Annotated in this window: 11 protein-coding genes; 5 read left to right on the top strand and 6 right to left on the bottom strand. The window is 57.7% G+C overall.

The window, feature by feature from the left end; genetic code table 11:
* Window positions 1-3: 3 nt before the first annotated feature.
* From FKG94_RS19030 to FKG94_RS19015, 4 genes are all read right to left on the bottom strand, one after another.
* On the bottom strand, window positions 4-2,649 hold the full coding sequence (locus tag FKG94_RS19030) for a tetratricopeptide repeat protein (protein WP_142928519.1): 2,646 nt from the start codon (window positions 2,647-2,649) through the stop codon (window positions 4-6).
* Window positions 2,650-2,766: 117 nt separating this feature from the next.
* Window positions 2,767-4,125, bottom strand: coding sequence for a PEP-CTERM-box response regulator transcription factor (gene prsR / locus FKG94_RS19025; protein ID WP_142928518.1), 1,359 nt, complete (start codon window positions 4,123-4,125; stop codon window positions 2,767-2,769).
* 13 nt (window positions 4,126-4,138) lie between these two features.
* Window positions 4,139-6,223, bottom strand: coding sequence for an XrtA/PEP-CTERM system histidine kinase PrsK (prsK, locus tag FKG94_RS19020; protein ID WP_246125261.1), 2,085 nt, complete (start codon window positions 6,221-6,223; stop codon window positions 4,139-4,141).
* Window positions 6,224-6,316: 93 nt separating this feature from the next.
* Window positions 6,317-8,602: a DUF1631 domain-containing protein gene (locus FKG94_RS19015; RefSeq protein WP_142928517.1), complete on the bottom strand. Its 2,286-nt coding sequence runs from the start codon at window positions 8,600-8,602 to the stop codon at window positions 6,317-6,319.
* A 624-nt stretch (window positions 8,603-9,226) separates the two neighbouring features.
* Between FKG94_RS19015 and FKG94_RS19010 the strand changes: the two genes are divergently transcribed.
* The 4 genes from FKG94_RS19010 to FKG94_RS18995 all read left to right on the top strand — a co-directional run bounded on the left by FKG94_RS19010 (window position 9,227) and on the right by FKG94_RS18995 (window position 12,549).
* Entirely contained in the window at window positions 9,227-9,820 is a 594-nt protein-coding gene (locus tag FKG94_RS19010) for an anthranilate synthase component II (RefSeq protein WP_142928632.1), read from the top strand.
* Between the two features lie 195 nt (window positions 9,821-10,015).
* The gene (gene trpD, locus FKG94_RS19005) at window positions 10,016-11,053 is read left to right on the top strand and encodes an anthranilate phosphoribosyltransferase (protein WP_142928516.1); all 1,038 of its coding nucleotides are present in this window, start codon (window positions 10,016-10,018) and stop codon (window positions 11,051-11,053) included.
* A gap of 77 nt (window positions 11,054-11,130) precedes the next feature.
* Complete coding sequence (gene trpC / locus FKG94_RS19000) at window positions 11,131-11,925, top strand: indole-3-glycerol phosphate synthase TrpC (protein WP_142928515.1); 795 nt, start codon at window positions 11,131-11,133, stop codon at window positions 11,923-11,925.
* 120 nt (window positions 11,926-12,045) lie between these two features.
* On the top strand, window positions 12,046-12,549 hold the full coding sequence (locus FKG94_RS18995) for a peptidoglycan recognition protein family protein (protein ID WP_179957717.1): 504 nt from the start codon (window positions 12,046-12,048) through the stop codon (window positions 12,547-12,549).
* A 93-nt stretch (window positions 12,550-12,642) separates the two neighbouring features.
* Here FKG94_RS18995 and crp read toward each other — a convergent pair whose 3' ends face one another.
* A complete protein-coding gene (gene crp, locus FKG94_RS18990; protein ID WP_142928513.1) occupies window positions 12,643-13,278 on the bottom strand; it encodes a cAMP-activated global transcriptional regulator CRP in 636 nt (211 codons plus the stop codon).
* Between the two features lie 340 nt (window positions 13,279-13,618).
* Here crp and FKG94_RS18985 point away from each other — a divergent pair, with 340 nt between their 5' ends.
* Window positions 13,619-14,038, top strand: coding sequence for an OsmC family protein (locus FKG94_RS18985; protein WP_142928631.1), 420 nt, complete (start codon window positions 13,619-13,621; stop codon window positions 14,036-14,038).
* Window positions 14,039-14,045: 7 nt separating this feature from the next.
* Here the strand turns inward: FKG94_RS18985 and coq7 are convergent, their stop codons facing one another.
* Complete coding sequence (gene coq7, locus FKG94_RS18980; RefSeq protein WP_142928512.1) at window positions 14,046-14,690, bottom strand: 2-polyprenyl-3-methyl-6-methoxy-1,4-benzoquinone monooxygenase; 645 nt, start codon at window positions 14,688-14,690, stop codon at window positions 14,046-14,048.
* Window positions 14,691-14,701 lie beyond the last annotated feature (11 nt).

Below are 14,701 nucleotides of genomic sequence, written 5' to 3'. Positions count from 1 at the left end.
CCGTCAGCCGCCGGCTTGCGCCGCTTTGAGATGTTCCCGTATTTCCTGATTTTCCGGTGCCAGGGCGGCGGCTTTTCTGAGTATGTCCAACGCGGTGCGCCGGTCGCCGTTTTTAAACAACACCCAGCCATAGGTATCCGCGATGGCGGCATTGTCCGGCGCCAGTTCGTAGGCCTTCCGGGCGGTGGCCACTGCCTCCGGGTTGCCGGTTTTATAGTAGGCCCAGGCCAGGTTATTTAACAGCGCAGGTGAATTCGGCTGTACTTCGAGCACGCGTTGCAGATCGCTGATAGCAGCGTTGAAGTCGGCGCGGGCGATTTTCTCCTCGCTGCGCAGGGTGATGGCGCGAATGTTATCGGGGTAAGCGGCCAGCCATGCGGCCAGGAAGCTGGAGGCCCGGGTGGGCTCCCCGGTTTTTCGCAACGCGTAAATCTTACTGCCCAGGAGATCACTGGGTGCCGTTTCCCAGGCGCTTTCATAGGCGTCGATGGCTGCCGCAATATTGCCCTGGGCGCGCTGCAGGTCGCCGGTCAAATGGTCGGCGACTGCCGGGTTGGCGGTACGCACCTGCGCGATAATCTTTTCCGCTTCGCCGTAGTTGGCGCCCATAATTTCGGTCTGTGACAATGCCCGCAGCAGTGGCACCGATCCCGGATTTGCGGCCAGACCCCGGTGGGCCGCCTGCCGCGCCAGGGCAAATTCCCCCTGTCGCAGCCGGTATTGGGTTTCGGTATGGGCGATGGCGCCGGTAAGCGCGCTGGTGCTTCTGGCATTGGGGGCAGCGTCGATAACCGCCTGCTCGAAGATGCCGGCCTGTTCGAAATTGTTGCGGCGCGCGTAGTGTTCCGCCAGCACGGTCGCCGGTACCTGGTGGGTGCCGGTGCGGCTGAGTCGGGTGATAGTGTCGATAGCTGCCTCGGCATCACCCGCCAGTTCGTGCGCGGCAATCAATCCCTGATAGCCGCTCTTTTCCTCCGGTGCCCTCTCGATAACCTGCTGGTAGGTGCGCTTGGCGGCGGCGTGATCTTTGAGGGCGAGTTGTGCCTGCCCCAATCGCAACAGGCTGCGGGGTTCTTCGGCATTGAGCGTTACGGCTTTTTGATAGTGGGACACCGCCTGCGAAAGTTTCCCGACCGCGCGGTAGTAATCGCCGGCGAGGATATGGCCGGTGTGGGCTTGCGGGTCTTTGCGCAGAATAGTGGTGATCAGTTTCAACGCCTCGGCCTGTTGTTCCGACTGCAGGTAATATCGGACCAGCGCGGCCTGGATAAGCGGATCGCCGTCGTTTTGATTGAGGGCGATCTTGAGTTGGGTCAATGCTTGTTCCGGTTGCGGCGGTTGTTTGCCGTTGTAGTAGTTGGCCAGTGCCAGGCGCAGGCGTGTCAGCGCCGGGTCGGCCTTGACGGCTCTGAGCAGCGCTGCTTCGCCCCGCTCGAACTGTCCCGCCGCCAGTGCGGCGATACCATACATGGCCAGCATCTGCGGATCGCTGTCATCGGCCACCTGATCCTGCAGCAGTTCCAATACTTTGTCGGGCTCGCGCAGGCGCATATTAGTCAGTGCCGCGATGCGGGTCATGGCCTGCGGGGCAATCTCCGGATCGAGGTACTCGGAGAAGTATTGATTGGCCTGTTGCAGGTCGCCTTTGATGAATTTGATGATTCCCAACAACTGCGCCGCCTGTCCCATGCGCGGATATTCGTCCAACAACTGTTCCAGGTTGCTCTCAGCCGCTGCAAATTCTTTTTGGCGAAATAACTCCAGCGCCTGCCGGTAGCGTGAATTGGCCTCGTCGGCGCCGGGGAAGGCCTCCGCCAGCAGCCTCGTATAGATCAGCGCCTCGGCGGAATGCCCCTGGCGTACCAGAATGTCCGCCAGTGCCCGCAGTACCGATGCCCGTTGCGGCGTCATGATGTCGGTGCTGGGCAATGCTGTGAGCGCCTGGGTCAGCAGGTGTTCGGTTTCGTCCAACTGATTTTGGTTGAATGCTATACCGGCCTTGAGCATTAGCACTTCGGCCGAGCGGGGGTAGAGTTGCTCGAGCTTTTGCAATGCCGGCGACGGCTCGATGGCATTGTCGCGACTGCGGATTCTGGCCAGTCCCAGCAGGGCCTGTTGATGCTCCGGTTCAGTGGCCAGCGCCTGCCGGTAGCTGTCGGCGGCGGCTTCGATATCCCCCGCGCCCATCAGTGCCCCACCGTGCAGCAGGTAATATTCCGATGGTTTTTCCCGGCGCAGCGCTTCACTTTGCGCCAGTGCGTTCAGCGCCGATCGGTATTTGTCCTGGTGCAGGTAGGCCTGCACCAGGGTAGCCTGATAGGCGCTGCCGTTGCGCTGCGGTGCCGGAATCTGGTCGAGTTGTGTCAGCGCCTGCTTGCCTTGGGCCAGGGTGTTGAAAATGCGTGCCAGGGCAATATGGGGTTCGGCGAGTTCCGGCGCCAGTTTGATGGCGTTTCTCGCTTCGATCATGGCCGCGCGGTATTGGCCCTGCTTATGGTAAGCCTGCGCGCGTTCGATGCGTTGGCTGCTCTCGGCTCGCAGATCGCCCGGACCGCCGTCGCAGCCGCCGAGCAGAAGGGCGGCTACCAAGGCCGGTGCCGCCAGGCGTTTGCCCCGGGCTGTGCATATAGCCGTAATATCAGTCAACATCGTTTCGTCTCTGTGCCTTTATAAGAGGCCGGTTGAGTGAGTGGATCGAAAAGTCGCTGTGCAAGGTAACAGGGTCCGGTCGCACTGTTTGGCATGGCAGAAGACTGTCGCTCGCGCTCACTGTGTGAGTTGGATATCGTATTTTTTTAACAGGTCGTACAGTGTCGGTCGGGTGACGCCCAGAAGCTTGGCGGTGGCGGAGATATTGTTGTCCGAAATTGCCAGGGCCCGCTGGATCGCGGCTTTTTCGGCTTTTTGCCGCACCTGCCGCAGGTTGATATCGATATTCTCGGCCGAGTGCAGCCCCAGGTCGATAGGGGAGATACTTTTTTCTTCGCACATAATAACGGCGCGCTTGAGCTTGTTTTCGAGTTCTCTGATATTGCCGGGCCAACTGTAGCCTTCGATCGCCTCGACCGCCTCGCGGGTAAAGCCGGTAATGTTCTGGCTCTGGTCCTTGGCGATCCGTTTGAGGATATGCCGGGAGATAAGAATTTTATCGCCCTGGCGTTCCCGCAGTGGCGGGACATTGATTTCCATTTCGCAAATCCGGTAGTAGAGGTCTTCGCGGAAGGTGCCGTCGCGCACCATCTCCGGCAGATTTTTGTTGGTGGCGCAGATGACCCGCACATCTACCGGTATCTCCTCGTGGCCGCCGAGGCGTTCAATCACCCGCTCCTGTAAAAAGCGCAGCAGCTTGGCCTGCAGGTTCAGCGGCATATCGCCGATTTCATCGAGAAACAGCGTGCCTTGATGCGCATTCTCGATTTTGCCGTTAGTGCGCTTGGCCGCACCGGTAAAGGCACCTTTTTCGTAACCGAACAGCTCGCTTTCCATCAGGTTCTCGGGCACCGCCGCGCAGTTGATGGCGACAAAACGCTTGTCTTTGCGCGGACTCAGATTGTGCAGGGCGCGGGTCAACACCTCTTTGCCGGTGCCGCTCTCTCCCATCAGGGTGCAGGTGACGTTGGTGGGGGCCAGCTTTTCGAGCATACGACAGATCTTCATCATGGCCGGATCGGCAGTGATAATACCCTCCAGAGGTGACTGTTGCATGTCCAGTAGATTACGGTTGCGCTCCTCCAGTTGGTACATCTGGTAGGCGCGTTGGACAATCAGGTCCAGGGTGTCGGTATCCACCGGTTTTTGATAAAAATCGTAGGCGCCCATGGCCACCGCCCGTACCGCGTTTTCGTAGTCGGCGTTGCCTGTCATGACAATGATCTTTGTATTGGGTGCCAGTTTCGAGATTTCCTGCACGCAGAGAAAACCCTCTTCAACGCCCTCGTCATCCGGTGGCAGGCCCAGGTCCTGAATCACCACCGGTGGCTCGTGCAGCCTGATGGCCTCGATGGCCCCGGCCCGATCGCCCGCGATTACCACCTGGTGTTGATCAAAGTGCCAGCGCAATTGGCTTTGCAGGCCCTCGTCGTCTTCGACGATCAACAGGGTGTTGTTCTGGTTGGTTTTACTCATAGTGATCTACTTATTAGTAGGTTGTGGCAACAAGCGTGATGGAGAAAGTCGTGCCGACGTCGACCTCGCTGGTGACCTCGAGCGTGCCGCCGATAGAGGTAATATACTCGCGCGCCTGGTAAACGCCAATGCCCATTCCCTTACCGGTTTTGGTGGTGTCGAACGGCTTGAAAAGGCGCTCCTGGACAAACTCCTGATCCATGCCGGTGCCGTTATCCTCGATCTGAATGCAGGCGGTGTTGTTCTCCTGCTTGAGTGTCACGTCAATAAAGCCATTGGCGGCTGTGGCTTCCTGGGCATTGCGAATCAGGTGGATCAGGGCCATAACGATGCGATCCTGGTCGGCGGTGATATTGCCGCCGGTGTCCTCCAGACGCAGGGTCGGCACCGGCTTGCTGTCGTGGCACTTTTTCACCGCCTCGATGACCACATCCTTCACCGCCAGGTTGCGTATTTCCTCCGGCTCGTGCATTTGCAGCTTTTTCAGCAACTGGTGCATACGTTCCACAGAATTGTTGATCGTATGTATAGTATCTTCAAAAAATGCCGGATTGTCCTTGTGTTTGGCGGCATTTTTTACCACCAGGGCCTGCTGGGCGATAAGGTTCTTCAAATCGTGCATCACAAACGCCGACAATTTGTTGAAGGCGTCAAACTGGCGCGACTCGATCAACTGTTCCGCCTGCCGGTGTCGCTCGAGGTAGTTGGCAACCTGGCGGCCGACGGTTTTCAGCAGATCGAGGTCTTCCCAGGTAAGCGAGGCGTCGACCTTGGGCTTGGCCAGTGCCATAAAGCCGATCAACTCCCGCTCGATCAACAGTGGAAAGATGATCCATAAATCTTTGGCTTTTTGGCTCCAGCCGGGCAGGAACTCATTGTATTGGCTGTGGGCGGTGTCATCTGTGGATTGCGGGGCGAAGACCCATTCGTCCTCGCGCAGTGTGCGGCAGAAGGCCGAGGCGATCGGTTCCGGCGGAAACTGCTCCATATTCATCTGGAAATAGGGCGCCATCACCGGGCCTTTGCGCAGCCACAGGGCGCCGCCCGGGCTTTTGAAGATGGAGGCGACAGCGGTAATTGCCTGGCGGTGCACGTCGCGGGCACTGGTGGGCTGCGAAAGCTGTTGAATCAGCTTTAACCACTCGGTGCGGTAATCGTACTTGTGGCGAAACAGGTGTTTGCTGATCAGGACACTCAGGGTTTGGCGGGCGGTCTGGGAGGCAAAGGCGGCGGTAATGGTAATCAGCGCCCCGAACAGGAGCAGCGTATAGACCACCGTGCCCCACTCGCCGCCGTAGAGTTTGACGTAGTAGCCGCCCAGCGCCAGCACCGTAATAAAGCCACCGGCCACAGTCAGGGAGGTGGTATAGAACACAATGGGGCGCGATACTGAGATGGCGGCAGTCTGTTCGCCCTTAAACGGCAGCACGGCGGCGCCGGCGGTCAGTACCAGGGCCGTCACTATGGCCACCACGGCGCGGGCCTGCACCAGCTCGCTATCCATGCCGCTGAAAATCATCGCATGGGAGTACAAATAAATATCGTAAACGAACAGCGCCCCGAGATTGATACCGAGGAGCTTCACCAGACGGTTTTTGCGGGTATTCTGATACACCTGCTCGATACCGATCAGGCCGATGATCGACAGGAACAGACCCAGCCAGATCGTGAGCGGTTGCGCCTGTTCCCGCGCAAACGCCAGTGACAGGGGCACCAGCAGCAGTGCCACTGCGCAGCCACCAAACAAAATCAGGCGGATGGTGTTGGGCGGCTCGCGCTGGGTGAAATGCTTGAGTATGTAGGACAGTGCTGCGATCCACATGCAGTAGCGCACGGTTTCGCCGATGAGAAGCTGGAAAGCACTGAACAGCGGCGTCTTCTGGTGAACAGCATAGGCGATGAGCCAAAGTGCGTTGACCGCGCTGGCGATAACCAATGCTCTCGGCGCGTCCCCTTGTCTACGATGGTAAGCAAATATAGCGCTTAAAACGAACCAAAACAGGCTGGCGCTCGTGTAGGCGGAGAAAGTGACGTTGCTGTATCCCATGGGCAAATGGCAGGGGTAGCTCAATGCCGCAAAGATAACATGTGGCGGCATAAATTGTTGTTTAATAATGTGACGCTATAGCCTATAGATATTCCCTGAGTGGCTCAACCCCCTTGCCACACACGCGGCCCCGGGCATGGGGATCTATGTCGCCGGTGAGGGGTCCTGTTTGGCTATTTGTTTGAGATTACCCATGACCTGCCCGATAATGCGCTCAAACAACGGCCCGCTCTCCAGAACACCGACACGCCCCTGTTGCATATCATAGGCAAATTCTTTGCGTTGCTTCTCCAGCGCTTTAAAGCCGAAGCGATTGACAAAGATATAAGTGTCGGTGTTGTCCAGTTTTGTGGTCAGTTTACAGCGCAGGAGTTTACCGGTATCGATGTCCTTGTAGTTTAGCCAGGTTCCTGTTTTAAGCTGCTCGGCTTGTTTGATAAAATCGTACGTAAGTGCTTCATAGCGGTCTTTTTGCCGTTGGATCGCACTCGATTTGCCGTCGCCGGCGGTTTCTTCGCTCTCGGGAATGATGGACTCGGCCTGATCTTCAGTAATCGGTGAACAGTCGGCAGCCTGAATCTCGTTTTTCTCGGCCTTGTAGAGTATTTCCTCGATTTCCTTCAGTTTGCTGGACTGCGAATCCGGGTGTTCACTGATAATCTGCAACCCATCGGCGATGCGGGCCAGCAAGTCCGGCACCAGTGCATTGATGCGCTTTTGCGCCTTGGCATCGTTGTGTTGCTGGCAGGCCCAGATAAGATCGTCGACCGTCTGGCCCGATTCCACCCATTCGGAGCTTTCTTCACCGTACTTCAAATGGGTGATGATCAGCGCGTTCAGCCAGGAGCTGATCAGAAAGTCTCGAATCTTATCGGGCAGAGAGGTTTGCCGCAGTTTCTTGATCAGCAGTTTGCGCGCTGCGTTTTTCGCAACCTTGATGCGCGACTTGCCCTCCTCTGCCTCGGTGGTGCGCTGCTCTACCATCGCCGATTTACGCTGCTCTTTCTGCAGGTACTGGCGCAGCTCAGCCAGCATGGTGGCAAAAATGGATTCGTCAAAGGTGTATTGATTGTTGATCGCCTGGGTGATCTTTTTTATTTTCTGGTAGACCGCATCGCGCTCCAGTGGTTTGCTCTCATCGAAACTGACGCCGACGCCGGCGATAGTGTCGATCAGGCAGCGCGCCGGGTGCGAGCCGTCGTTGAAGAAATTGCTGTCTTTCAGCGCAACTTTCAAAATAGGGATTTGCAGGCGGCTGATCTGCGCCCTGATCGCTGCGGCAATATTGTCGTCGTCCAGAATAAACTCGAAGAACATGGCCACCAGGTTGATGATGTCGTCTTCGGACTGTTTCAGCGCCTGGGGTTGCTCGGGGTGTTTTTGGGCCAGCAACTGCGACACAATGGGGTGCAGGTAATTTTTGGGGCCGTTGTCGTTGTGGGCGTTGTCGACGATGGACTGGGTCTTTGTCAGCATATGCACCAGTTCGGCCACACCCATCGCCGGGCCGGGATTTTCGGCATAGGTGTTGTAAAAGCTGAGCGCCGGCGTCGGCCCCATGGCGCGGATACTGGACAGTATCGAGCTGAGTTCGGGCAGGCTGAAGTGATAGGCCGGCGCCGCCGCGTAGCCGGGTTCGGCTGCGGCGTTGGCGTTCGCCGCGTTGGCTGCCTCTTGCGCGTTGCCCGACTTGGCCGCAGTCTCGCTGCCGGTTTGGCGCTGCAGGTTGCGCGGTATCTTTGGCAAAATGCCGGTATTGATCAGCAGCTGGTTGGCATCGGAATAGCAGTGTCCCAACTGGTTCAGCACATAGCGCTCGAACTGCTTGAAGATAATGATCTGCGGCTTGATGCTGATTTCCAACTGCTTTTTACAGGCGTGGGAGAAGGCGTGGCAGATGTGCTCCGGGTCGAGCGGGTTGTTCTTCTCGGTGACCTCGATCTGCGGAAACAGATGATCGAGCCGCAACGTCAGCTCATAGAGGGTGCCCAGGTAGAGCTTGCGGGTGCGGTTGGCCATACTGGAGATCGCCAACTCGATCTCCAGGTCGTCGTTCTCGACCAGCGACAGGCTCGGATTGGTCGAGGAATCCGGCGGTGTCGGGCTGGTGGCGGTGCTCTTGCCGTGGATCAGGTTGGCGAAGCTGGCCGACAGGGTTTGTTGGAACACACTGATGACGCCCTGCTTCTTTATTCTGATCTCCCGCATGGACTCGAAGTACAGTGCTTGCTCGTTGTTGCTGGAGGCGCGATTGGACAGGTCGTAAAACAGGTCATCACAGACAGCAAACAGGTTTTCCAGACACTGGTTGGTGGTGAACAGGGTGTCTTCTCTGATTTGAGCCAGGAGCTTGGGGAGCTTGACCTGGCCCTTGCCGTTCCTCGGGCGCATCACCTCAAGATTCTCCTTGTCTTTATCAGATGATGTCATTGGTACAAGCCTCGAGTCGTCTTCTTATCAGTATCTGCCAGGAGTGTTGCAATTTTGATACAGTTGAAATCCGCGCCATTGTTAGTGAGTCGACGTCCGTTTCTCAGCTCGCTAAGACCCGGCGGTACTAACAGCTGTAATAACCCCTGAAGAACCAATTATATGCCCACATATCAAGCTGAGCCAGCGATTAGCTCACAGCTCTGGCAGCCATCATCGTTAAGTAGGCGGGTTACATCTACCTCTATATTGCTGAAGGTGCTTTAAAAATGTATCAACCTACGTTTGAGCAATAATGCAAGCAATATTCAGGCCTGAATGTTGCTGCGGCAAACAACGCTGGTGAGGCTGTTGGCGGTGGCGTCCACAGCCTCTTTTATCGCTTCAAAAATAATTGGTATCCTGTTGAAAAATATAAAGAAAGTAGCTTGATGAGCCCAGGGCTAAAGGTTGGTGTTATACTGCGCGGCCGCTCTTGCCGATAGCGATCGCCGGTATCCGTCGCGCGGGTAGAGTTACTGTTGTAAATTAATTCGACGTTTAGTCATGGTTTTAGATTAATTCCGACTATTATCGCCGGCGTTATGCATTCCGGGGTCGGGTTCGGGGTATATGGGTAATTGTATGCTGTTGATGATCGATAATTACGATTCCTTCACTTACAACGTGGTGCAGTACCTGGGAGAGTTAGAGGCTGATGTACAGGTGGTGCGCAACGATGAGGTGACTGTCGAGGGTATCCGCGCGCTGGCTCCGGAGAAAATCGTAGTCTCGCCCGGGCCCTGCACACCCAAGGAGGCGGGTGTATCGGTGGCCGCCATCGAGGCATTTGCCGGCACTGTACCGATTCTGGGGGTATGTCTGGGCCACCAGAGCATCGGTGTGGCCTTCGGTGGTAAGGTGGTGCGGGCCGCTCGTGTCATGCATGGTAAGACCTCGCCGATTTACCACGATAACACCGGTGTGTTTCGCGGCCTGGCCAACCCGTTCGAGGCCACCCGTTATCACTCGCTGATTGTGGACAAAGACACGCTGCCGCAGTGCCTGGAAGTGACCGCCTGGACCCGCACCGAAACCGGCGAGGTGGATGAAATCATGGGCATGCGCCACCGCAACCTGGCGATTGAGGGGGTTCAGTTTCATCCGGAATCCATACTGACAGCCCAGGGGCATGACTTGCTGCAGAATTTTCTCGACCTCCAGCAGGCGGCTGGCTAGACAGCGGTGCAAGAGCGTGGGCCGGCGCCTCGGACAGGTGTTGCCGGTAGCGGGTATGGGCAGGGGTATGAGTAATCGGTACGACCACCGTCATGGCTGATGATGTGAGCCGCGGGTCTGGATCGCAGGTGTGCGCTGCAGGTATGAGTACCGACATGGGTGATAGTGATAATGTGATAATGAGTGAAACAGGCTATGGATATTAAACAGGCGTTGGCTGTGCTGATTGAACAGCAGGACTTGACCACCGAGCAGATGACGGCAGTGATGCAGCAGATAATGACGGGCGCGGCGACCGCGGCGCAGATCGGGGCTTTCCTGGTGGCCCTGCGGATGAAAGGCGAAACTATCGATGAAATAACCGGCGCGGCCCTGGTGATGCGTGAAATGGCCACCAAAGTGGTGGTCGAGGCCGATTACCTGGTGGATACCTGCGGCACCGGCGGCGACAGCGCCAATTTGTTTAATGTCTCGACCGCCGCGGCCTTCGTTGTCGCCGCCGCCGGCGGCCGCGTGGCCAAGCACGGCAATCGGGCCGCCAGCGGCGCCACCGGCAGTGCCGATGTGCTGGAGGCTGCCGGCGTGCACCTGGATATCACGCCCGCGCAAGTGGCCCGCTGCGTGGAGGAGATCGGGGTGGGGTTTATGTTTGCCCAGGCCCACCACCGCGCTATGAAGCATGCGGTTGGCCCGCGCAAGGAGATCGCACAGCGTACCATCTTTAATATGCTGGGGCCGATGACCAACCCCGCCGGTGTCAAACGCCAGGTGATCGGCGTATTTGCCGATTCGCTGTGCCTGCCGATGGTGCAGGTTTTACAGAGACTCGGCAGTGAGCATGTTATGGTGGTTTGTGCCGAGGACGGGCTGGATGAGATCAGCATTGCCGCCGCCACCCGCGTGGTTGAGTTGCGTGACGGCGATATTCGCGACTATCGTATTCAGCCGGGTGATTACGGTGTTTCTCAGCGCCCCCTGGACGGCCTGACCGTAGCCAGCGCCGCCGAATCTCTGGCCCTGATTCAGGATGCGCTGGGTCGGCGCAAAGGCGAGCACGCCGACAAGGCCGCCGACCTTATCGCCCTCAATGCGGGGGCGGCCATCTACGTCAGCGGTGTCGCCTCGAGCCTGGAGCAGGGCGTGCTGATGGCCCAGGATGCCATTGGCAGTGGCCTGGCAAAAGAAAAAATCGCCGAGCTGGCGGCTTTTACGGAATACCAAAAAAGCGCTTAGCCGCCGACAAAGCAGCCTGTTCAGGCCCAACAGAGCTAACTCAATTAGTGTAGACAGGCCCTAGGAGTTTGACCCCGGTGGATACACCCACAGTTTTACGCAAGATCATCAGCCGCAAACACGAAGAAGTCGCCGCGCGCCGAGCCGTTACCGACGCGGCGCAACTGCACGATATGATTACCCTGCAATCCCCACCGCGCGGGTTTGTGGCGGCCATAGAGGCCAAAATTCAACAGGGTAGGGCGGCGGTGATTGCCGAGATTAAAAAAGCCTCCCCCAGCAAAGGCGTGATCCGGGAGGATTTTTATCCGGCGGAGATCGCGATCAGCTATGAGAAGGGCGGTGCCGCCTGTCTTTCGGTGCTGACCGATGCCGATTTTTTTCAGGGCTGCGAAAGCTATCTGAAAGAGGCGAGGAATGCATCGCAACTGCCGGTGATTCGCAAAGACTTCATTGTCGATGAGTACCAGGTATACGAGGCGCGGGCGATCGGTGCCGACTGCATTTTATTGATTGTAGCCGCCCTCACCCCTGCGCGTTTGCGCGCGCTGAACGACCTGGCCCACAGCATTGAACTGGACGTGTTGGTGGAAGTGCACACCAGCGCCGAGCTGGCCCTGGCACTGGAGTTGCCGAATAAACTGATTGGCATCAACAATCGCAATCTGCATACATTTGACGTCGCCCTGGACACCACTTTCGCGATGCTCGATATGATTCCCAGCGATCGGGTGATCGTCACCGAGAGTGGTATTCACACCATCGATGATGTCAAGGCGCTGCGCGGTCACGGCGTCAATGCGTTTCTGGTCGGGGAGGCGTTTATGCGCGAAGCCGATCCGGGCATGAAGCTGTTGGAAATGTTCAATTGATTGCTTTCCAAACCATCGGGGCGGCGGGCTGACAAACGGGATGCCGGCTGTCGCTTTTTTCACCCCAATCCCATATATCGATAGAGGTTGCGGCGCTGCTCCATGATCGGGCGTAGATTTATGCTGAAGTCGATGCTGCTGGTCGGCAGTGTCGGCATTGGCTCGCTGTACTGGCAACAGCGATGGCGCTATATCGTTATTCACCACAGCGCCGGCGCCTTCGGCGACATTGCTTTTTTGCAGGAAGTGCACCGCCAGCGCCAGGCGCAGGACCCGATTGACGCCATTCCCTACCACTATGTTAACGGTAACGGCAACGGCCTGGGTATGGGGGAGATAGCGAATGATTCCAGGGGCGAACTCCATATCTGGGGTGCACACGTCTCCGGCAATAACACCGATCGCAATTTTCGCGGCATCGGTATTTGCCTGATCGGTAACTATGACGTGACAACGGTACCGGAGCCACAGTACCTCGCTTTGGTGGGGCTGACGAGAACCCTGATGTCGAGATACGCCATCTTGCCGGGCAATGTCGCCGGTCATGGCAGGATCGCGGGTGAGGCCACCCGGTGTCCGGGGAAGTTCTTTCCAATGCAGCGATTTATGCGGGATATCTCGTGAAGAGCCTTCTCCCTCCAGGTTTGCCCCGGGTCTCCCTCCTGGCTCCTCAGCCCGCTCACGCCCGGTGTGATGAATTGTCTGTAGCAGTTGGGCTTAGCGGGTGCCGAACACCACCATGGTTTTGCCTTTAACCGAAACCAGGCCCTGGTCTTCCAGGGTTTTCAGTACCCGTCCCACCATTTCCCGTGAGCAACCGACGATGCGGCCGATCTCCTGGCGGGTGATTTTGATTTGCATACCGTCGGGGTGGGTCATGGCATCGGGTTCTTTGCACAGGTCCAGCAGCGTGCGTGCAACCCGGCCGGTAACATCGAGAAACGCCAGATCGCCGACTTTACGGGTCGTGTTGCGCAGGCGCCGGGCCATCTGCTCGCCGAGGGCAAAAATGAACTCCGGGTGAACTTCGCACAGCTCCTGGAATTTACCGTAGCTGATTTCGGCAACTTCGCACTCGGTTTTTGCCCTGATCCAGGCGCTGCGGGAGTCCTTTTCGTTAAACAGGCCCATCTCGCCGAAAAAATCGCCGTCGTTAAGGTAGGTGACGATCATTTCCCGCCCTTCGTCGTCTTCGATCAAGACGGTCACTGAGCCTTTGATGATGTAGTAGAGTGAATCGCTTTTATCGCCAGCGTAAATCAGGGTGCTTTTGGCGGGATAACGGCGGCGATGGCAATGACTTAAAAACTCGTCAACATTTTTCATATGGGGCGTAAGAGACACGGCGACCAAGAGTAGTTCCTCAATAGTTAACGCTTTTTATTCTAAATCCTAAAAACTACCACAAGATTATTGCGTTGTATGTAGTTTACCCGGTTTGCGGTGGATTTCCGCTACCCAGCGGTAAAGCGGACACCCGCCGGAGACGGCGACAGATGATCGCATAAAGCATCCGCGCAGGTATAGCCTCTGCGATACAGAGCCTACATATAGGTTAAAAACTTAGACATAGCGCAACCGATAGGGTGAAATGAGTGCCAGTTGCGGTTATGTGGTAGGCTTGCCGGCCCGGTTCGCAGCCGTGCGGGCGGGCATTGCAAAGGCAACAGGCAGTAAAGGTGGAGGGGTGGATATGCAAGCGACGGTAAAGTGGGTTGACGGCGCCATGTTTCTCGGCGAATCCGGCAGCGGGCACAGCGTGGTGATGGACGGTCCGGCCGACCATGGCGGCCGCAATATGGGGGTCCGACCGATGGAGATGGTATTGCTCGGTCTGGGGGGCTGCGCCGCTTTCGATGTGATGAGTATCCTGCGCAAGGCGCGTCAGGCTGTTTCTGACTGCCGGGTGGCGCTGGAGGCCGAGCGCGCCGAGGGGGTACCCTCGCCGTTTACCCGCATTCACCTCAAATTTGTGGTGACCGGCACCGGTCTCAAAGAGACTCAGGTAAAGCGGGCTGTAGAGCTGTCGGCCACCAAGTACTGTTCCGCCTCGATCATGCTGGAAGCGGGCGGTGTGGAGATTTCCCACAGTTACGAGTTGGTGGAGGCTTAACCGGGCGTCAGATACGGTAACTGGTGCTGGTCATGGCCTTTGAGGCCAGGCGCATCAAGCCTTTGACGGGGGCGGGAAAGCGCAGGCCCCCGGCGGCCAGGGCAGTGTGGCCATGTTTGGCTTCATCGACCAGCATCTGGTCGACGATGGCGCGGCTCTTGCCATCCGTTTCGGGCAGGTCCTGCAAATGGCCGCGCAGGTGGCGGCAGACCTGGTCTTCGGTGGCGGCAACGAAGCCGAGGCTGATTTTATCGCTGACCAGCCCCGCCGAGGCACCGATGGCAAAGGACAAACCGTACCAAAGGGGGTTGAGGACGCTGGGGTGACTGTCCAATTGCTCCAGGCGCTCTTCACACCAGGCCAGGTGGTCGATCTCCTCGTTTGCCGCTGTCTCCATATCATCCCGCACCTCCGGTAACTTGGCTGTCAGCGCCTGGCCCTGATACAGCGCCTGGGCGCAGACCTCCCCGGTGTGGTTGACCCGCATCAGCCCGGCGGCGTGGCGCTGCTCCTCGGCACTCATCTCGTTTTCGGGCACATTCTCGGCCGGCGAGCGGCGGCTGTGGCTTGGGGTGCCGCGGCTGATGGTACGCAGGGCGCGGTCGGCTTGGACCAGCAGGTGATCGAGGGGGGAGAGTCGGCGGTCAGTCATGTACGCTATTG

The sequence above is a fragment of the Exilibacterium tricleocarpae genome, from assembly GCF_007004655.1.
Taxonomy (GTDB): Bacteria; Pseudomonadota; Gammaproteobacteria; order Pseudomonadales; family Cellvibrionaceae; genus Exilibacterium; species Exilibacterium tricleocarpae.
Note: the sequence above shows the minus strand (reverse complement) of the source record. Positions and strands in the feature narration are given on the sequence as shown.